Annotated in this window: 20 protein-coding genes and 1 riboswitch; of the genes, 12 read left to right on the top strand and 8 right to left on the bottom strand. The window is 63.3% G+C overall.

Going from position 1 to position 17,358, the window contains the following annotated elements; translation table 11 throughout:
* Positions 1-168: 168 nt before the first annotated feature.
* Positions 169-423, bottom strand: a complete 255-nt coding sequence (locus J6497_RS22165) for an accessory factor UbiK family protein (protein WP_130583256.1) — start codon at positions 421-423, stop codon at positions 169-171.
* A 156-nt stretch (positions 424-579) separates the two neighbouring features.
* Between J6497_RS22165 and J6497_RS22160 the strand changes: the two genes are divergently transcribed.
* From J6497_RS22160 to J6497_RS22135, 6 genes are all read left to right on the top strand, one after another.
* Positions 580-1,314 carry a dienelactone hydrolase family protein gene (locus tag J6497_RS22160; protein ID WP_225706394.1) on the top strand — a complete coding sequence of 245 codons (735 nt, stop codon included), beginning with the start codon at positions 580-582 and terminating at the stop codon, positions 1,312-1,314.
* Between the two features lie 11 nt (positions 1,315-1,325).
* A complete protein-coding gene (gene lgt / locus J6497_RS22155; RefSeq protein WP_225706393.1) occupies positions 1,326-2,168 on the top strand; it encodes a prolipoprotein diacylglyceryl transferase in 843 nt (280 codons plus the stop codon).
* Positions 2,169-2,176: 8 nt separating this feature from the next.
* Positions 2,177-3,298, top strand: coding sequence for a class I SAM-dependent methyltransferase (locus J6497_RS22150; RefSeq protein ID WP_225706392.1), 1,122 nt, complete (start codon positions 2,177-2,179; stop codon positions 3,296-3,298).
* Entirely contained in the window at positions 3,295-4,062 is a 768-nt protein-coding gene (gene pgeF / locus J6497_RS22145) for a peptidoglycan editing factor PgeF (RefSeq protein ID WP_225706391.1), read from the top strand. The genes J6497_RS22150 and pgeF overlap by 4 nt, the downstream gene beginning before the upstream one ends.
* 122 nt (positions 4,063-4,184) lie before the next feature.
* Complete coding sequence (locus J6497_RS22140; RefSeq protein ID WP_225706390.1) at positions 4,185-4,790, top strand: hypothetical protein; 606 nt, start codon at positions 4,185-4,187, stop codon at positions 4,788-4,790.
* 167 nt (positions 4,791-4,957) lie between these two features.
* Positions 4,958-5,911 carry a ribose-phosphate pyrophosphokinase gene (locus tag J6497_RS22135; protein ID WP_225706389.1) on the top strand — a complete coding sequence of 318 codons (954 nt, stop codon included), beginning with the start codon at positions 4,958-4,960 and terminating at the stop codon, positions 5,909-5,911.
* Positions 5,912-6,040: 129 nt separating this feature from the next.
* On the opposite strand, the gene J6497_RS22130 is transcribed toward J6497_RS22135, so the two are convergent.
* Positions 6,041-6,628 (bottom strand): 6,7-dimethyl-8-ribityllumazine synthase, encoded by a 588-nt coding sequence (locus J6497_RS22130; RefSeq protein ID WP_225706388.1) that lies wholly within the window; start codon positions 6,626-6,628, stop codon positions 6,041-6,043.
* Between the two features lie 76 nt (positions 6,629-6,704).
* Positions 6,705-6,855, bottom strand: a riboswitch (FMN riboswitch).
* A 459-nt stretch (positions 6,856-7,314) separates the two neighbouring features.
* Here J6497_RS22130 and J6497_RS22125 point away from each other — a divergent pair.
* Both J6497_RS22125 and proC read left to right on the top strand, forming a co-directional pair.
* Positions 7,315-7,812 (top strand): type III secretion system chaperone family protein, encoded by a 498-nt coding sequence (locus tag J6497_RS22125; protein WP_225706387.1) that lies wholly within the window; start codon positions 7,315-7,317, stop codon positions 7,810-7,812.
* Between the two features lie 217 nt (positions 7,813-8,029).
* A complete protein-coding gene (proC, locus tag J6497_RS22120) occupies positions 8,030-8,851 on the top strand; it encodes a pyrroline-5-carboxylate reductase (protein ID WP_249793685.1) in 822 nt (273 codons plus the stop codon).
* A gap of 107 nt (positions 8,852-8,958) precedes the next feature.
* Here proC and J6497_RS22115 read toward each other — a convergent pair whose 3' ends face one another.
* The 4 genes from J6497_RS22115 to J6497_RS22100 all read right to left on the bottom strand — a co-directional run bounded on the left by J6497_RS22115 (position 8,959) and on the right by J6497_RS22100 (position 12,621).
* Positions 8,959-9,354, bottom strand: a complete 396-nt coding sequence (locus J6497_RS22115; protein ID WP_225706385.1) for a thioesterase family protein — start codon at positions 9,352-9,354, stop codon at positions 8,959-8,961.
* A 174-nt stretch (positions 9,355-9,528) separates the two neighbouring features.
* Positions 9,529-9,732 (bottom strand): tautomerase family protein, encoded by a 204-nt coding sequence (locus J6497_RS22110; protein ID WP_028163903.1) that lies wholly within the window; start codon positions 9,730-9,732, stop codon positions 9,529-9,531.
* A 116-nt stretch (positions 9,733-9,848) separates the two neighbouring features.
* Complete coding sequence (gene hisS, locus J6497_RS22105; protein ID WP_376708258.1) at positions 9,849-11,291, bottom strand: histidine--tRNA ligase; 1,443 nt, start codon at positions 11,289-11,291, stop codon at positions 9,849-9,851.
* A 250-nt stretch (positions 11,292-11,541) separates the two neighbouring features.
* Positions 11,542-12,621, bottom strand: a complete 1,080-nt coding sequence (locus J6497_RS22100) for a branched-chain amino acid aminotransferase (RefSeq protein ID WP_225706383.1) — start codon at positions 12,619-12,621, stop codon at positions 11,542-11,544.
* Positions 12,622-12,955: 334 nt separating this feature from the next.
* On the opposite strand from J6497_RS22100, the gene J6497_RS22095 reads away from it, so the two are divergent.
* From J6497_RS22095 to J6497_RS22085, 3 genes are read left to right on the top strand one after another with little or no spacing between them, the layout of a single operon-like run.
* Positions 12,956-13,510, top strand: coding sequence for a MarR family winged helix-turn-helix transcriptional regulator (locus tag J6497_RS22095; RefSeq protein WP_225706382.1), 555 nt, complete (start codon positions 12,956-12,958; stop codon positions 13,508-13,510).
* Entirely contained in the window at positions 13,507-14,247 is a 741-nt protein-coding gene (locus J6497_RS22090; RefSeq protein ID WP_225706381.1) for a response regulator, read from the top strand. The genes J6497_RS22095 and J6497_RS22090 overlap by 4 nt, the downstream gene beginning before the upstream one ends.
* Before the next feature lie 9 nt (positions 14,248-14,256).
* The gene (locus J6497_RS22085) at positions 14,257-15,642 is read left to right on the top strand and encodes an ATP-binding protein (RefSeq protein ID WP_225706380.1); all 1,386 of its coding nucleotides are present in this window, start codon (positions 14,257-14,259) and stop codon (positions 15,640-15,642) included.
* A 220-nt stretch (positions 15,643-15,862) separates the two neighbouring features.
* Here the strand turns inward: J6497_RS22085 and J6497_RS22080 are convergent, their stop codons facing one another.
* Both J6497_RS22080 and J6497_RS22075 read right to left on the bottom strand, forming a co-directional pair.
* Positions 15,863-16,402: a DUF3617 domain-containing protein gene (locus J6497_RS22080; RefSeq protein WP_225706379.1), complete on the bottom strand. Its 540-nt coding sequence runs from the start codon at positions 16,400-16,402 to the stop codon at positions 15,863-15,865.
* 25 nt (positions 16,403-16,427) lie between these two features.
* Positions 16,428-16,718 (bottom strand): hypothetical protein, encoded by a 291-nt coding sequence (locus J6497_RS22075; RefSeq protein ID WP_225706378.1) that lies wholly within the window; start codon positions 16,716-16,718, stop codon positions 16,428-16,430.
* A 166-nt stretch (positions 16,719-16,884) separates the two neighbouring features.
* On the opposite strand from J6497_RS22075, the gene J6497_RS22070 reads away from it, so the two are divergent.
* A complete protein-coding gene (locus J6497_RS22070) occupies positions 16,885-17,355 on the top strand; it encodes a hypothetical protein (protein ID WP_225706377.1) in 471 nt (156 codons plus the stop codon).
* The last annotated feature ends 3 nt before the right edge of the window (positions 17,356-17,358 follow it).

Here is a 17,358-nt window from a genome sequence, read left to right as displayed (position 1 = left end):
AATGGGCCGGGCCTGCACCCGTTCACCTCCCCCTTGAAAAGGGGAGGTCGGTTTGCGCGTCAGCGCAAACCGGGTGGGGATCATCTCTCTCCACGCGCACCTGCGCCCGTGGCAGACCCCCATCCCGACCTTCCCCCTTTCAGGAGGGAAGGAGAACGAGCTACGGGATCAGGTCCCCCCAAGTTTGGCCTCCAGCGCTGCGATCCGCGCCTTCAGCGCCTCGTTTTCCTCGCGCGCCAGGCGGGCCATGTCCTTCACCGCCTCGAACTCCTCGCGCCGGACGACATCGAGGTCGCGCAGGACGCGTTCGGCCTGGTTGCGCATTACCGAGTCGACTTCGCGCTTGACGCCCTGGGCGGCGCCGGCGGCGTCGTTCATGAGGCGACCGATCTCGTCAAAAAACCGGTTCGTGGTCTGGGTCATCTGGCTCTCCGCACTCCCTTGGGCGATCAAGACAATGGCAAGCAAAAGCGCGTGGTTCAAGGCTGCAAATGACCCATGATGCCACTTGTCTTGTCATGCTCCGGTTTCCCTGCAATCGTATTCAGCGCCCAAGGACAAAGAACCGAAGAAACGCCCATGATCGACCAACAGATCGATATTCCGACCAAAGACGGCAAGACCACCACTTTCATCACCCATCCCGAGCGCGGCGGCCGGTTTCCAGTGATCATCTTCTACATGGATGCGCCGGCGATCCGCGAAGAGCTGCGCGACATGGCGCGCCGCCTCGGTACGTCCGGTTACTATGTGATGCTGCCGAACCTCTATTACCGCGCCGGCGTCATGGAGCTCGGGCCGATCAATCCCGATCCGGAATCACCCGAGCGCAAGCGCATGTTCGAATTGATGAACTCGATCAACATCCCCATGGTGATGGAAGACACCAAGGCCCTGCTCGCCTATGCCGAGGGCCAGCGGGCTGCGAATACGCGCATCGCCGGCACTGTCGGCTACTGCATGAGCGGCCGCTACGCCATCAACGCGGCGACGCATTTTCCGGACAGCGTGAAGGCCGCCGCCTCGGTCTACGGCACACATCTGGCGACCGATCAGCCCGACAGCCCGCACCTGGCGGCCGAAAAAACCAAGGCCGAGCTCTATTTCGCCTGTGCCGAGACCGATATCTACGCGCCGATGGAGATCATCGAAAAAGTGCAGGCCGGCATGAAGGGATCGAACAACGAGGTCGAGATCTATCCCGGCACCCATCACGGCTTTGCCTTCCCGAAGCGCCCGGTCTATCACCGCGACGCGGCCGAGCGGCACTGGGAGCGACTGTTGGCGCTCTATCGCCGCAATCTATCCGCATAGCCTGAGGTGCGATGCCCTTCCTCTTGATCGATTTCCCCGTGTTCGATCCGGTCGCCATCTCGATCGGACCGATCGCGATCCGCTGGTACGCGCTCGCTTACATCTGCGGCATCGTACTCGGCTGGATCTATGCGCGGCAGATGATCAAGAACGAAAAACTGTGGGGCGGCCCCGCGCCGATCACGCTCACCCAGATGGACGACTTCATCCTCTGGGTCACGCTCGGCATCATCGTCGGCGGCCGCACCGGCTACGTGCTGTTCTACAACCTGCCGTTCTTCGTGCAGCACCCCGCCGAGATCTTCGAGCTGTGGAAGGGCGGCATGTCATTCCATGGCGGCTTCCTCGGCTGCGTCGTCGCAGTGATGTGGTTTGCGCTCCGAAACCACGTCCCGATCCTGTCGCTCGGCGACATGACCACCGCGGTTGCGCCGATCGGCTTGTTCCTTGGACGGCTGGCCAATTTCATCAACGGCGAATTGTGGGGCCGGCCCGCCGATCCAAGCCTGCCTTGGGCGATGGTGTTTCCCAGTGGCGGACCGCTGCCGCGGCATCCGAGCCAGCTCTATGAAGCCGGGCTCGAGGGCATTCTCCTGTTCACGATATTGGCGGTGATGATCCGGATCGGTGCGCTGAAGCGGCCCGGCCTCGTGCTCGGCAGCTTCATTTTGATCTACGGCATCGCCCGCATCATTGGCGAACGCTTCCGCGAGCCCGATCCGCAGCTCGGATTCCTGTGGGGCGGGCTAACCATGGGAATGCTGTTGTCGGTGCCGATGGTTATTATCGGCATTATCATGGTTGTGATGGCTTGGCGCCGCAGGGCGCCGCAGCCGGCCCCGAGCTCTATTTAAGGATGGATGTGACCGAAGTTTCGCCGCTGCTGTCCGAGATCAAGAAGCTGATCAAATCATCCGGCCCGATGCCGGTCTGGCGCTACATGGAATTGTGCCTGATGCATCCGGAGCACGGCTATTACGTGTCGCGTGATCCGCTGGGGCGCGAGGGCGATTTCACCACCGCCCCACAGGTCAGCCAGATGTTCGGCGAGCTCCTGGGCCTGTGGTCGGCGTCGATCTGGCGCGCGATCGGTTCGCCGCCGGTGTTGCACCTGGTCGAGATCGGCCCCGGCCGCGGCACCATGATGGCGGACGCCCTGCGGGCGCTGCGGGTGCTGCCGCCGCTCTATCAGTCGCTCAGCGTGCATCTGGTCGAGATCAATCCGGTGCTGCGCGAGAAGCAGCGCGCGACTTTGGCCGGTGTGAGCGACATCACCTGGCATGAGAGCATCGACGACGTGCCCGAGGGCCCGGCTGTGATCCTCGCCAATGAATATTTCGACGTGCTGCCGATCCACCAGGTGATGAAGCACGAGAACGGCTGGCACGAACGCGTGATCCAGCTCGACAGCAATGGCAAGCTCGTATTCGGCACCGCGTCCGAGCCGATACCGCGCTTCGACGTGCTGCTGCCGCCGCTGGTGCGCGCCGCTCCCATTGCCGCGGTGTTCGAATGGCGGCCCGACACCGAGATCATGAAGGTCGCTGCCCGCGTGCGCGACCAGGACGGCGCGGCGCTGATCATTGATTATGGCCATCTGCGCAGCGACGCCGGCGACACCTTTCAGGCCATCGCCCGCCACAGTTTTGCCGATCCGCTGAAGAACCCAGGCCAGACCGATGTCACCGCCCATGTCGATTTCGAGGCGCTGGCACGCGCCGCCGAAGATGTCGGCGCACGAGTCCACGGCCCGGTGACGCAGGGCGAATTCTTAAAGCGCCTCGGCATCGAGGCGCGTGCCGCCGGATTGATGGCAAAAGCCACGCCCGAAGTCTCCGCCGAGATCGCCGGTGCCCTGAAACGACTGACTGACAGCGGCCGCGGCGGCATGGGCTCGATGTTCAAGGCAATGGCAATCTCCCATCCGGAGCTCACTTCGATCGCGGGTTTGAGCGACTACCCACAAGACGCGGAACGTTCATGAATCTGGCTTCCCCGCTGCTCTCAGCCATTCCTGGTCTGCGCCATGCCTTTTTCTCGCGCGAAGGCGGCGTGTCCGAGGGCATCTATGCCGCCCTCAATGGCGGCATCGGCTCGAATGACGACGCCGACAACGTTGCGGAAAACCGCCGGCGCATGGCGGAGCGCATGGGGGTCGGGCCAGGCCGCCTGCTCACGCTCTATCAGGTACATTCGCCCGATGTCGTGGTCGCCACCACGCCATGGGCGAGCGATGCGCGGCCAAAGGCCGACGCTATCGTCACCCGGACCGAGAACCTTGCAATCGGCGTCACCGCGGCCGATTGCGGCCCGATCCTGTTCGCCGATCCCAACGCCCGCGTGATCGGTGCAACGCATGCCGGCTGGAAGGGTGCGCTGACCGGCGTGCTGGAATCGACGGTTGAGGCGATGGAAAGGCTCGGCGCGGACCGCAGCGGCATCGTCGCCGCGATCGGCCCGCTGATCCGCCAGCACTCCTATGAAGTTGGGCCTGAATTCGTCGCGCGTTTTGTGGAGGCCGATGCAGACAACGCTCTCTTCTTCCTGCCCGGCGAACGTGAAGGACACGCGATGTTCGACCTCGGCGGCTACATCCGGACGCGGCTGGAGAACGCCGGTATCCTGATGATCGACGACATCGGTATCGATACCTATTCTGACGAACGCTTCTATAGCTACCGCCGCTCGGTGCATCGGAACGAAGGCGATTATGGCCGCCACGTTCACGCCATCGCCCTCGAAAAATGACCGCGATCGGCGGAAGTGCTTAAACTTCAACGAAAATTTCGATCCAATCCTGGAATCCGTCGAACTGACGCGGTGGCCTCGCCGCCCTAGACCTTAACGTATTTTAACGATATCGGGAGACGATGAGCGCCACCATCGTCACTGTCTCCCGAATTGCCCGCGCGGTATTGGCTGCAACGTTGCTGATTGCGGCTTGCGCGCTCGGCGGCTGCGCCAACAGCGGCGCGGCAAGCAATGCCTATGCAATGGCCGGCGGTAATGGACCGACGATCGCATTCGAATCGATCGACGGCCCGCCGCCGCAGGTGTTCGACCGCATGGTGGGCGTGCTCGACAGCGAATCGAAACTCCGCGATCTCTCGATCGTATCGCGCGAAAGCGCGGCCGCCTATCGGGTGCGCAGCTATCTCTCGGCGCAGGTCGTGCGCGGCAAGACCATCATCGCCTGGGTCTGGGACGTCTATGACGCCAACCAGCAGCGCGCGTTGCGACTCTCCGGCGAAGAACCGGCCGGGAAGGCCGGCCGCGACGCCTGGGCTGTCGCCGACGACCTGGTCCTGCGCAAGATCGCACAAGCGGGCCTGAGCGGCCTCAGCAACATGATCAATGGCGGCCCGAGCGATGCGCCGTCGGAAGCGACGACGCCCAGCCGGCGCGGACCTGCGGTCGCGAGCGCTCCTACACCGGAAGAATCCGGGGTCGTGGCTCTCGGCTACAGCGCTAACTAAACATTCGGGATCGTCAAAAAGCTGTCATTTTTTCGCCGGGAAAACGGGTGTGACGGGTTGCCGCTGCATCCCTCGCCTGATATCTCGTCGCCCATCGAAACCCGCCGGTTCTGTAGGTACTTGAGATGTTGGACATGGTATCGAGCAAACCCCGGGGAGAAGCGTCCATGTCGGCCAAGAACGGCGCGATCAAGCTGGTAGCGGGCAATTCCAATCCTGTGCTCGCGCAGCAAATCGCCGACGGACTCGGGATGTCCTTGACCAAGGCGGTGGTCCGGCGCTTCGCCGATATGGAGATCTTCGTCGAGATCCAGGAAAATGTCCGTGGCTCCGATGTCTTCATCCTGCAGTCGACGTCGTTTCCCGCCAACGACCATCTGATGGAACTCCTGATCATCACCGACGCGCTGCGCCGGGCTTCCGCCCGCCGCATCACGGCGGTCGTGCCCTATTTCGGCTACGCGCGGCAGGATCGTAAATCGGGCTCGCGCACCCCAATCTCGGCAAAGCTGGTCGCCAACCTGATCACCCATGCCGGCGCCGACAGGGTGATGACGCTCGACCTGCATGCCGGCCAGATCCAGGGCTTCTTCGATATTCCGACCGACAATCTCTACGCTTCGCCGGTGATGGTGCGCGACATCCGCGAGCGCTTCGCCCTCAGCAATGTGATGGTGGTGTCGCCCGACGTCGGCGGCGTGGTCCGTGCACGCGGCCTCGCAAAGCGCATCAACACGCCGCTGGCGATTATCGATAAGCGCCGTGAGCGGCCGGGCGAGTCGGAAGTAATGAACGTGATCGGCGATGTCGCCGGCTACACCTGCATCCTCATCGACGACATTGTGGATTCCGGCGGCACGCTGGTGAACGCGGCCGACGCCCTGATCGCCAACGGCGCCAAGGAAGTGTTCGCCTATATCACCCACGGCGTCTTGTCCGGCGGTGCCGCTGCCCGGATCGCCTCGTCGAAGCTGAAAGAGCTCGTCATCACCGACTCGATCCTGCCGACGGAAGCGGTGAGAAATTCCGCCAACATCCGCACCCTCTCGATCGCCGGCCTGATCTCCGAGGCGATCGCTCGCACCGCTGCAGAAGAGTCGGTGTCGAGCCTGTTCGACTAGACATCGTCAACGCTGTCATTCCGGGGCGTGCGTCAGCGCGAACCCGGAATCCCATCTCGCCGCAGAGAACGCGGCCGAATGGATTCCGGGCCTGTGTGCTTCGCACGCATCCCGGAATGACGGCGTTCGTTACCCCACGATTCCCGCGGCGACCTGGCCACGCAGGCGCTCGAGGCTGTGCAGGGTCTTGGCGCAGGCTTCCGCGACCTCGACGCCCTTGATAGCGAAATGCTTGCGGAAGAAATCGTAATGCACCTCGGTCTCGTGGAACTGCTGCGGCGTCAGTACGGCCGAGAACACCGGCACCTCCGTGCGCAACTGCACGTCCATCAGCGCCTTGATCACTGTGTCGGCGACGAATTCGTGGCGGTAGATGCCGCCGTCGACAACGAGGCCCGCGGCAACGATCGCCGTGTAGCGGCGCGTCTTGGCCAGGATCTGCGCGTGCAGCGGAATCTCGAACGAGCCGGGCACCTCGAACACGTCGATATTGGTGACATGGCGCACCTCCATCTCGGCAAGAAAGGCGATGCGGCATTCCTCCACCACGTCGCGGTGCCAGGACGACTGCACGAACGCAACCCGCTGCGACTTGGTGAAACGCGGGTGCGTCGGCGCCGGCGGCGGCTCCGCAGCTGCCGGCGTGGCACCCGCGGGCGACTGGGCTTCTTCGGCTTCGGGAGTTTGGACTTCGGCGTCTTGCAACATCTGATTCATGGCTTTCCTCGTTAAGGACCAGAATCAGGGCATACGGAAAACGACTGTAGCCACGCGCGATGGCGAGGCTGCCGCAAACCGTTCTCTTTCATCCGGACTTTCACCGTCGGCTTCGGAATTGCACCGAATCTGCTGACCCCTGCCCCGGGGAGGAGCAAGGCGCTCGCGGGCTTGGGCCAAAGGCCCTCACCGCCGGTGGGGACTTTCACCCCGCCCTGAGAACATCAGCCGCCCGGAATGGACGACCTGTCCAAGGCTATGGCCAAATCGCGGCGCGCGGCAAGCGCCTTGGCATGGCGAATCGGCATGTTCCCCATGTGCCCGGCGCGAGCCTTGACGACCTTCGGTCACCTGTTGGCGCCGCTTGGCAACTCTCAAATGCCCTGCCCGAGCCGAGACGCGCGGGCGCGCGTTAACGATTACGACGATCGCGCAAATCCGATTCCGGTTTGTTCTCGCATTAACAATTATGGCGGCGATCAGCTGTGGACGAGCGCGCCTTTGGCTGTGGACGGACTCGGGGCCCGGTTGCGCGGATTCCGCAAATCACATCACTTCATCCTGGCAAGCCTCGGAGCGATCGGGAAGGCGACGGGGGCCTGCAGTCGGCAACCATGCGTTATCTGGTGCAGGCCGGCCTTCCGCGTGCGTACCAACAAAGTCAGAAGAACAAAGGTCGAGACGGCATGTCCCTCCTCGAAGGCATAATCGATTCCGAGAACCATCCGCTCACGGTGGTCGAGGATATTGCAGCGGATAACAACTGGGCGTTCGAGCGCGCCGGCGACGAGGTCACGATCGTCTCCAAGGGCGACTGGACCGATTATCAGCTCTCCTTCACCTGGATGAGCGAGATCGAGGCGCTGCATCTGGCCTGCGCCTTCGACATGAAGATTCCACCGGCGCGCCGCCCCGAGACACAGCGGCTGATCGCCGCCATCAACGAGCAATTGTGGATCGGCCATTTCGATCTGTGGACCCACACCGGCATGATCATGCACCGTCAGGCTCTGGTGCTGCCCGGCGGGCTGACCGCATCGACTGCGCAATGCGAGAGCATGCTGGTCGGCGCCATCCATGCCTGCGAGCGCTACTACCCGGCGTTCCAGTTCGTGGTGTGGGCCGGCAAGACCTCCGCGGAAGCAATGAGCGCCGCGATGTTCGAGACCGAGGGCGAGGCTTAGAACCCCGCTCGTCATGCCCGGGCTTGACCCGGGCATCCATCTGCAAAGAATGCTTCAGTTTGATGGATTGCCGGGTCAAGCCCGGCAATGACGGTTTGATGCTTGTCGCGCGTTCTGCAGCTGACTAGAACCGACTGTGATTATGGGTCCCGGGTCCCGGCTACGCCAAGGCTTCGCCGCGGCGCGCAAGCCCGGGACGACATGAGTGGTGACGCCCTTGAGTAACAACGACACCTTGCAAAATATCACCGGGACCATCGCGCTTGCCGGCGCAGGCAAGATGGGTGGGGCGATGTTGACCGGCTGGCTCGCCGGAGGCCTCGATGCCGGGCGTGTGATTGTGATCGATCCGCAGCCGTCGGCCGAGATCAGCGCGCTTGTCGCGAAGGGCGTCCGCCTCAATCCCAAGGACGCAGGCCCCGTCGACACGCTGGTGGTCGCGGTCAAGCCGCAATCGTTCCGTGACGCCAGCGCGGCGCTCAAGTCTCTGGTTGCTCCATCGACGCTTGTCGTCTCGATCATGGCCGGAACGACGATCGCCTCGCTCGAACAAGTCTGCGGCGGTGCGGTGGTGCGGGCAATGCCGAACACACCGGCCTCGATTGGTCGCGGCATCACGGTTGCAGTCGCCGCAAACAAGGTGAGCGCTACGCAGCGCGCGACTGCGGATGCGCTGTTGCACGCGACTGGTGCGGTGGAATGGGTCAACGACGAGGGCCTGATGGACGCCGTGACCGCGGTCTCCGGCTCCGGCCCGGCCTATGTGTTCCTGCTCGCCGAAGAGCTCGCGCGCGCCGGCGTCGAGGCCGGATTGCCGGAACAACTCGCCACCAAGCTCGCGCGCGCAACCGTGGCGGGCTCCGGCGAACTGCTGCATCGCTCGGATTTGCCGGCGGCAACCCTGCGTCAGAACGTCACCTCGCCCGGCGGCACCACCGCCGCTGCGCTGGAAGTGCTGATGGCGACCGACGGGCTACAGCCGCTGATGATCCGCGCGATTGCAGCCGCGACGAGGCGCTCGAAGGAATTGGCGAAGTAGCTTAAAGCCAAGTCGTCATTGCCGGGCTTGACCCGGCAATCCATCGTGATTGCGAAACCCTTTCGCGATGGATGCGCGGGTCAAGCCCGCGCATGACGAGCGGAGGGTTACTGCCCCGTGAGCCGCCTGGTAAAATTCTCGACATTGACGAGGCCGCGGGCGTGGCGGCCGGCGCCGATCTTGCGCTCTCCGTGGAAAGCTTCGACCTCGAAGCGGATCACGCGGCGTTCGACCGCGACGACTTTTGCGGTGGTGCGCACCAACGCCCCGACCGGCGCAGCCCAGAGATGGCGGATGTCGACCTCCGTACCCAAGGTGACCCAGCCAGGTTGAAGGGCACCTCGGATCGCATCGCCCGAGGCCATTTCCATCTCCAGGATCATCATCGGCGTGGCATAGACCATCGGCATATCAGGGACGAAATGCCCGACCGTGCGCTCGGGCGGCACCACGAGGGTGCGCTCGGCACTCATCCCGATCTTGATCGCGTCGCGGGCGTCCATGTTGCCTCACACACGGCGTCGTTCCGGACGAGCGAACGAAGTAAGCGCTGATCCGGGATCCATAACCACAGAAGGTCATTTGACGAGACTGGCGATTGGCAGCTCGCGCCGCAACGCAATCCTGTGATTATGGGTCCCGCTTTCGCGGGGACGACGACTACTTCGCTGCGGGAGCTACTTCTTCGCCGCAGCGGCGCGCTCAACAAAGGTCTTGCCGCCCTTCATCTTGTGGGTAAGCGGCGCCTCGTTGATCTGGATCACGACGGCTTCGGCGTCGACGCCGAGATTCTTGACGAGCGCCTGGGTGATGTCGAGCATCATGCCTTTCTTCTGCTCTTCGGTGCGGCCGGCAGCCATGTTCACGGTGATCTCAGGCATTCTTAGCGCTCCTTTTGTTGTCGTTCATTCGCCCGATCGTCATTGCCGGGCTCGACCCGGCAATCCATCATTTTGAAGATGGATACGCGGGTCAAGCCCGCGTATGACGAATTCAGCTATCCCCACGTCACGTCATGCCGCGCCAGCACCTCGCGGACTTTCGCAACGAGGTCAGCTTCCGCACAGGAAAACTGCGCCGGACGGGTCTCGCGCCATTCCTGGTTCGAAGCGATCGCCGCGGCAGCCTTCGCGCCCTCGATCAGGTCCTTGATCTGTACTTCTCCGCGCGCCTTTTCATCGGATCCCTGGATGATGACGCAAGGCGAGTTGCGACGGTCGGCATATTTGAGCTGGTTGCCCATGTTCTTGGGGTTACCAAGATAGAGCTCGGCGCGGATGTTGGCGCTACGGAGTTGCGCGACCATCTTTTGATAATCCGCGACCCGGTCGCGATCGAACACCGTGACCACGACAGGCCCGAATTGCGGCCGCGTATCGAGCTTGCCCAGCAGCGTCAGCGCCGCCTGCAGCCGCGACACGCCGATGGAAAATCCCGTCGCCGGCACCGGCTCGCCGCGAAAGCGTGAGACGAGACCATCGTAGCGACCGCCGCCGCCGACCGAGCCGAAGCGAACGGGGCGGCCTTTCTCGTCCTTGGTGTCGAGGAGGAGTTCAACTTCGTAGACGGGACCGGTGTAGTATTCGAGGCCGCGGACGATAGATGGATCAAGACGAATACGGTCTTCGCTATAGCCAGACGCTCGACAAAAGGCCGCAATGGAACCGAGTTCATCAGCACCAGCCAACGCCATTTCGTTGTCGCTGAAGTCGCGCTTAAAGAGGTCAAGAAAATCCTGCTCGGGAATTGTCACTGGATCTGCGTCTGATCTCCACTGTGGAGTGCCGGTGAGCATTGAACCAACAACCTTCCGAATCTGATTTGCGTCTAATCCGGCTCCCTTGGTGTAATCACCGCTCTCATCCTTGCGGCCTACGCCAAGGAGTTCTTGAACTCCGCTAACCCCAAGTCGATCTAATTTGTCGATCGCCCTCAACACCGTAAGTCGTCGTCCTGCATTCTCCTCGCCTCCGAGGCCGATGCTTTCCATCACTCCATCAAGCACCTTTCGATTATTCACCTTCACCACATACGAACCGCGCGGAATCCCCAGCGCCTCCATCGTATCCGCCGCCATCATGCACATTTCGGCGTCAGCGGCGGGCGACGCGCTACCCACGGTATCCGCATCGAACTGCATGAACTGGCGAAAGCGGCCGGGGCCCGGCTTCTCGTTGCGGAAGACGTAGCCGGCGCGGTAGCTGCGATAGGGCTTCGGCAGGTGATCGAAATTCTCCGCGACGTAGCGGGCGAGCGGCGCGGTCAGGTCGTAGCGCAGCGAGATCCACTGCTCGTCATCGTCCTGGAACGAGAACACGCCCTCGTTCGGGCGGTCCTGGTCCGGCAGGAATTTTCCGAGCGCATCGGTGTATTCCATCGCCGGCGTCTCCACCGGCTCGAAGCCATAGCGCTCGAACACCTCGCGGACGGTCTCGGTCATCCGGCGCGTCGCGGCGATCGCGGTCGGGCCACGATCTTCGAGCCCGCGCGGCAGGCGCGCCCGCAATTTCTGTGGCTTTTTGGGTTTTTCAGCCATGTCTCTCGTTGTAAGATTTGCAAGTCAATGTTGACTTACAACATACACGTTGACTTACAACATAAACGTCGAGTGATCAGCCGCCCGCGCGACAAACGTGGCTCTTTAACCCTTTGCCCGCAAGAGCGGTTCGAGGAAGAGATTCCGCTGCCGGTCACAGCACCTTTCTGATCCAGTTGTGCGGGTCGGGAGCGCGGCTGTACTGGATGTCGACCAGCTTCTTGCGCAGCCCCATGGCGACAGGGCCGGCCTCACCGCCGTTGATGAGAAAATCGCCGCTCGTGGAACACACCTTGCCGATCGGCGAGATCACGGCCGCCGTACCGCAGGCGAAAGCCTCCTTCAGCTTCCCGCTGGCCGCGTCCGCACGCCACTGGTCGATCGTGTAGGCCTCCTCGCGCACGCGCGTGCCGGCATCCTTCGCAAGCGCGATGATCGAATCCCTCGTGATGCCCGGCAGGATCGTGCCGAGCGGCGGCGTCAGCAGCGAGCCGTCGTCGAACACGAAGAAGACGTTCATGCCGCCGAGTTCCTCGATGTAGCGGCGCTCGACCGCATCGAGGAAAACGACCTGGTCGCAGCCGTGCTCGATGGCTTCGGCCTGCGCGCGCAGGCTCGCGGCGTAATTGCCGCCGCACTTGACGGCGCCGGTGCCGCCGATCGCGGCACGCGTGTAGTTCTCCGACACCCAGATCGACACCGGCGCGGGTCCGCCCTTGAAATAGGAGCCGACCGGCGAGGCGATGACGGCGAAGATGTATTCCGCTGATGGTTTCACGCCGAGGAAGACCTCGCTCGCGATCATGAAGGGCCGCAGGTAGAGACTGCCCTCGCCGCCCGGTATCCAGGCTCGGTCGATGCGCACGAGTTGTTCGACCGCCTCCATGAACACAGGCTCGGGCAGCGGTGCCATGGCCATGCGCTCAGCCGAATTCCAGAAGCGCCGGGCATTGGCGTCGGGACGGAACAGGTTCACGCCGCCGTCGTCGCGCTTGTAGGCCTTGAGGCCTTCGAAGATTTCCTGCGCGTAGTGCAGGACAGCCAGGGCCGGATCGATTCCGAAATTGGTACGGGCTTCAATGCGCGCGCCATGCCAGCCCTTGGCCTGGTTGTAGCGGACCAGAGCCATGTGATCGGTGAAAATCCGGCCGAAGCCCGGGTCCACGAGCTTTGCCGCGCGCTCCTTCTCGGACGTCGGATTCGCCGCAGGCTGGATTTCGAATTTCAAACTCATCCCTTTGCTTCCCGCCCTTGCTTCCCGCTATCGGAATCGACGCCATTTTTGGCGCCGGCCTCTCCGGGCCTACTGGCTTAATAGGTCTGGACGTCACCACCAGCCTTGCGGCCGGTTTCCATTGCCGTCGTGTCCGCAAGGACATGCTTTTGCCGGATGCTGAAGTCCAGTATGTTTTGTCGAAATGCCGCTCGACAATCGTACGGTAGTCCCAATTTGCGGCCCAAGCCTCCACTGGTCTGCTCGTGTCGTTCTAAACTTTGCCAAGGACGAAACGATCTAAAATTTCGTTGTGACCGGCAGTTTTGTAACATTGAACCCAAGATACGTCAATATGACTGACATAAATTTCTCAACCGCAGCAGCACAGCCCGATTCGCCGGGAACGGACGTATCCGCTCCGGGGCCGCGGACGGGGGATTTGCGCTGGGACGTCATCGAACTCCTGTTCTTTGCCTATCGCGACTTCGTCGGCGATGCCGACCAGGAACTGGAGGCGTTCGGCTTCGGCCGTGCCCATCACCGGGTGATGCACTTCGTCACCCGCTACCCCGGGTTGAAGGTCGCCGATCTTCTCGACGTCCTGCGCATCACCAAGCAATCGCTCGGCCGCGTGCTGAAGCAATTGCTCGACGAAGGCTACATCCTGCAGAAGACCGGCAGCAACGACCGGCGGCAGCGGCTGCTTTACGCCACCGCCAAGGGCGAAGCGCTGGTGGCCAAGCTGGCGGGATTGCAGACCGACCGCATCAACCGCGCGCTTGCCGGCCTTGATCCGGGCGGCGTCGAGACCGTGCGGGCGTTCCTGCGCGCGATGATCGACCGTGACGATCCCGACAAGGTGCTGGAGACCATCTTCGGCAGCGCGCCCAGGAAGACGAGGGAATGAACGTGACGCAGGGAGCAACCATTGCCGCAGCAACGGCGCGAATGCCGATGCAACCGGCTGACGACGCGCCGCACCTGCTGCTGGTCGATGACGACCGACGCATCCGCGATCTTCTCTCGCGCTTTCTCTGTGGCGAAGGCTACCGCGTCACGACTGCCATGAGCGCCAGCGACGCGCGCGCCAAACTGCTCGGACTCAATTTCGACCTGCTGATCCTGGACGTGATGATGCCTGGCGAGAACGGCTTTGATCTTGCGCGCTTCATCCGCTCGTCCTCATCGGTGCCGATCATCATGCTCACCGCGCGCCACGAGGCGGAAGCCCGCATCGAGGGCCTGCAGCTCGGCGCCGACGACTATGTGGCAAAACCGTTCGAGCCGCGCGAGCTGGTGCTGCGGATCGGCAACATCCTCAAGCGTAGCGCGCCGCCGCCGGCGCAGACGCTGGAGCAGATCGCCTTCGGCCCCTACGTCTTCCATCTCGACCGCGGTGAATTGCGCCAGGGCGAGGAGATCATCCATCTGACCGACCGCGAGCGGGAGATGCTGCGCATCCTCGCCACAAGCCCGGGCGAAACCGTGCCGCGCGGCGCGCTGACCGGCGACGGCACCGTCAACGAGCGCGCCGTCGACGTGCAGATCAACCGCCTGCGGCGCAAGATCGAGCGCGACCCCGCCAATCCCTTGTTCCTGCAGGCGGTGCGCGGCATCGGCTATCGCCTGGTGGCCTCGCCTTAAGACTTGTTCATGAGCACCATCGACACGGGCCTGAGCCTGATCCGTAACGCCTCGCAGCGCGTCTCCAGGGCCAATGGCCGGGTGGGAAACGCGTTCAAGAGCTGGATGCCGACCGGCCTCTATGCCCGCGCGCTGCTGATCATGATCGTGCCGATGGTGGTGCTGCAGACGGTGGTAGCGTTCGTGTTCATGGAGCGGCACTGGAACACGGTGACGCGCCGCCTCTCCGCCGCGGTCGTGCAGGACATCGCCGCCCTCATCGACGTCTACAAGACCTATCCCCAGGACAAGGACCGCGCGCAGGTGCGCCGGATCGCGCAGCGGCTGCAGCTCGTGGTCGATTTCCTGCCTTCCGGCGACATGCCGCCACCCGGGCCAAAGCCATTCTTTTCGCTGCTCGACCAGACGCTGTCGGTGCAGCTCGGGCGACAGATCGGCCGTCCGTTCTGGATCGACACCGTCGGCAGATCGAATCTGGTCGAGATCCGCGTACAGCTCGACGACGCGATCATGCGCATCTTCGCGCTGCGCAGCGCCGCCTACGCGTCGAATTCGGAGATCTTCATCTTCTGGATGCTCGGCACATCCACGATCCTTTTGATCGTCGCGGTGCTGTTCCTGCGCAACCAGATCAAGCCGATCCTGCGTCTGGCCGACGCCGCCGAAAGCTTCGGCAAGGGCCGGGAGGCGCCGAATTTCCGGCCGCGCGGCGCGCGCGAGGTGCGGCGCGCGGCGCAGGCATTCCTGGAGATGAAGGCGCGCATCGAGCGCACGATCGAGCAGCGTACCGCGATGCTTGCCGGCGTCTCGCACGATCTGCGCACGATCCTGACCCGCTTCAAGCTGGAGCTCGCGCTGCTCGGCGACGGCCCCGAGATCGACGCCATGCGCAAGGACATCGACGAAATGTCGATGATGCTGGAAGATTATCTCGCCTTCGCCCGCGGCGACTCCGGCGAGATCGCGCAGCCGACCGACATGACGATGGCGCTGGAGGAATTGCGCACCGACGCCGAACGCCACGGCCATACCGCGACCGTCGCCTTCCGCGGATTGCCTGTCGTGACCGTGAAGCCGGCCTCATTCAAGCGCTGCCTCGGCAATCTCGTCTCCAATGCGGCGCGGCACGCCAACACGATCTCGATCACCGGCCACCGCGACCACCGCTATCTCACGATCACAGTCGACGACGACGGCCCGGGCATTCCGGTGGACATGCGCGAGGAGGTGTTCAAGCCGTTCCTTCGGCTCGACGACGCCCGCAACCAGGACGAGGGCGGCACCGGCCTGGGACTAGCCATCGCCCGCGACATCGCCCGGTCGCATGGCGGCGACATCATGCTCGGCGACAGCCCGATGGGCGGCCTGCGCGCGACCGTGAGAGTGCCGGTGTAACAGCATTCTTCCCTTCTCCCCTTGTGGGAGAAGGTGGCGCGAAGCGCCGGATGAGGGGTTCTCTCTCCACGGGCGATGGTGCTTGTGGAGAGAACCCCTCACCCAAGCGAACTCGCTTCAGATAGCTGAGCGGCCCTCTCCCACAAGGGGAGAGGGCACAGTAATTGGCGCCTTGAGTCCGAGCTGACTCCGACGCACGCCATCCGGACCACGACAAGAGCTACCTCGGCAGCTTAGGGATCATGCCCTTCAGCTTTTCCATGTCCTTGACGTTCACCTTCATGCCACCGGCCATGATGATGTCGCCGGGCTTCTGGCCCGCTTTGCAGGGACCAAGCCATTTGGCCTCGATTGTGGCGGTGGCATCGCGCACCGCGCCCGCAGAGCCACGATCGGCGTGCGAGGTCGTCTTGACCGTATAGGCGGAGTTGAAGTCGCCGGTAATCTCGGCATGCGAGGTCACGTTGACGCCAGCGGTGCCGCACACCGAATCGCTGACATAGCCGGTCGCGGTCTTCTGGATCTCCTGCTGGGAGCAGATATCTTTCGCCATCGGCGAGACCGCCGTGCTCATGTCCTTGTCGGTGGTCTCATCGGTGCAATGCTGCATCGTCATTTCGGGCGTGGCTGCGCCCGTGCGCATGATCTTCATCTCCCAAAGGCCCGCCTTGCGGACCGGAAGATCGACGGCGCGAGCCGCGCCCGGCAGCAGCGCAACCAGGCAGAGGGCCGATCCGAACAGGACAAGCTGTCGTCTCATGCGGCGAAGCCGGCGGAGCCGCCGGTCAATAAAGCGTGCGCAGGGGCCGCTCGGTGGCGCCCCAAGGCACCCAGCGGCAGGAGAAGGAGACGTAGCCACCCTCGGTGTGCTGCACCGCGAGGAATTTCACCACCTTGCCGTAGGAAGCGCAGTGATCGACCGCGAGCTGGCGAGCGTCGACCTGCCTTGCCAGCGAATAGGCGATGATGCCGCCGGTATCGTTGCCCTTGAACGGGGGCACCCAGTCGGCGTGAACCGGTGCACCGGCCAGCATTGCGCCTGCGGCAACCATGCCAGCGGCCAGAATCCTTCGCATTGCAGACTCTCCTGAAATCCTTGAGCGGCACCATAGAGTGCGCGGGCGACCGTGAAAAGAATCGCGGGCCGGAGTTTTGCGGAGTTCTCCGTCAGTGTTGCCGCGCTGCACTTGACCTCGCCCGGGCTTCGCGGCACCGTCCGCCGCGTTAGATTGGCGGATTCCCATGTGCAACTCTCTTCTTTCCTTGACCAAGACTGGCCTCTGCACCGCATTCGGCCTGCTGGTTGGCCTGTTGGTGTCCGCCCAGACGGCGCAAGCCGCCAATCCACTTGAGCTGAACTTCTGGCTGTCCGGGCCGAAATATGACGGGGCGGTGGCTCCTTGCGAGGCAGCGCTGCCCACCATCGCCTCTCAGTTCCAGGAAAAAGAGAGCCAGTTCTGGAATTCCCCGCTGGTGATCACCGGCTATTCGCGCATCCATGAGACCACCTTCCGTCCCTGGCAGTCCGACAACATCCCGCGCCGCTATTGTTCGGGCGACGTGGTGCTGAATGACGGCAAGGTGCGCACGGTGCATTTCTCGATCATCGAGGATGGTGGCTTTGCCAGCATGGGCCAGGGGGTCGAATGGTGCGTGGTCGGGCTGGACCGCAACTGGGCCTACAATCCCGCCTGCAAGTCGGCCCGGCCCTAATCC

Origin of the sequence: Bradyrhizobium cenepequi (genome assembly GCF_020329485.1) — a bacterium.
Classification (GTDB): domain Bacteria; phylum Pseudomonadota; class Alphaproteobacteria; order Rhizobiales; family Xanthobacteraceae; genus Bradyrhizobium; species Bradyrhizobium cenepequi.
This window is presented reverse-complemented; position numbering and strand designations above follow the sequence as displayed.

What these genes read in the sequence shown, in the direction of transcription:
- J6497_RS22125 (WP_225706387.1), top strand. Translation starts at nt 7,315, where the DNA reads ATGTCCCTCCTCGAAGGCATAATCGATTCCGAGAACCATCCGCTCACG.
- J6497_RS22135 (WP_225706389.1), top strand. Translation starts at nt 4,958, where the DNA reads ATGTCGGCCAAGAACGGCGCGATCAAGCTGGTAGCGGGCAATTCCAAT.
- J6497_RS22070 (WP_225706377.1), top strand. Translation starts at nt 16,885, where the DNA reads ATGTGCAACTCTCTTCTTTCCTTGACCAAGACTGGCCTCTGCACCGCA.
- J6497_RS22090 (WP_225706381.1), top strand. Translation starts at nt 13,507, where the DNA reads ATGAACGTGACGCAGGGAGCAACCATTGCCGCAGCAACGGCGCGAATG.
- J6497_RS22080 (WP_225706379.1), bottom strand. Translation starts at nt 16,402, where the DNA reads ATGAGACGACAGCTTGTCCTGTTCGGATCGGCCCTCTGCCTGGTTGCG.
- J6497_RS22075 (WP_225706378.1), bottom strand. Translation starts at nt 16,718, where the DNA reads ATGCGAAGGATTCTGGCCGCTGGCATGGTTGCCGCAGGCGCAATGCTG.
- J6497_RS22085 (WP_225706380.1), top strand. Translation starts at nt 14,257, where the DNA reads ATGAGCACCATCGACACGGGCCTGAGCCTGATCCGTAACGCCTCGCAG.
- J6497_RS22130 (WP_225706388.1), bottom strand. Translation starts at nt 6,628, where the DNA reads ATGAATCAGATGTTGCAAGACGCCGAAGTCCAAACTCCCGAAGCCGAA.
- J6497_RS22100 (WP_225706383.1), bottom strand. Translation starts at nt 12,621, where the DNA reads ATGAGTTTGAAATTCGAAATCCAGCCTGCGGCGAATCCGACGTCCGAG.
- J6497_RS22140 (WP_225706390.1), top strand. Translation starts at nt 4,185, where the DNA reads ATGAGCGCCACCATCGTCACTGTCTCCCGAATTGCCCGCGCGGTATTG.
- J6497_RS22095 (WP_225706382.1), top strand. Translation starts at nt 12,956, where the DNA reads ATGACTGACATAAATTTCTCAACCGCAGCAGCACAGCCCGATTCGCCG.
- lgt (WP_225706393.1), top strand. Translation starts at nt 1,326, where the DNA reads ATGCCCTTCCTCTTGATCGATTTCCCCGTGTTCGATCCGGTCGCCATC.
- J6497_RS22160 (WP_225706394.1), top strand. Translation starts at nt 580, where the DNA reads ATGATCGACCAACAGATCGATATTCCGACCAAAGACGGCAAGACCACC.
- J6497_RS22115 (WP_225706385.1), bottom strand. Translation starts at nt 9,354, where the DNA reads ATGGACGCCCGCGACGCGATCAAGATCGGGATGAGTGCCGAGCGCACC.
- J6497_RS22110 (WP_028163903.1), bottom strand. Translation starts at nt 9,732, where the DNA reads ATGCCTGAGATCACCGTGAACATGGCTGCCGGCCGCACCGAAGAGCAG.
- pgeF (WP_225706391.1), top strand. Translation starts at nt 3,295, where the DNA reads ATGAATCTGGCTTCCCCGCTGCTCTCAGCCATTCCTGGTCTGCGCCAT.
- J6497_RS22165 (WP_130583256.1), bottom strand. Translation starts at nt 423, where the DNA reads ATGACCCAGACCACGAACCGGTTTTTTGACGAGATCGGTCGCCTCATG.
- hisS (WP_376708258.1), bottom strand. Translation starts at nt 11,291, where the DNA reads ATGACCGAGACCGTCCGCGAGGTGTTCGAGCGCTATGGCTTCGAGCCG.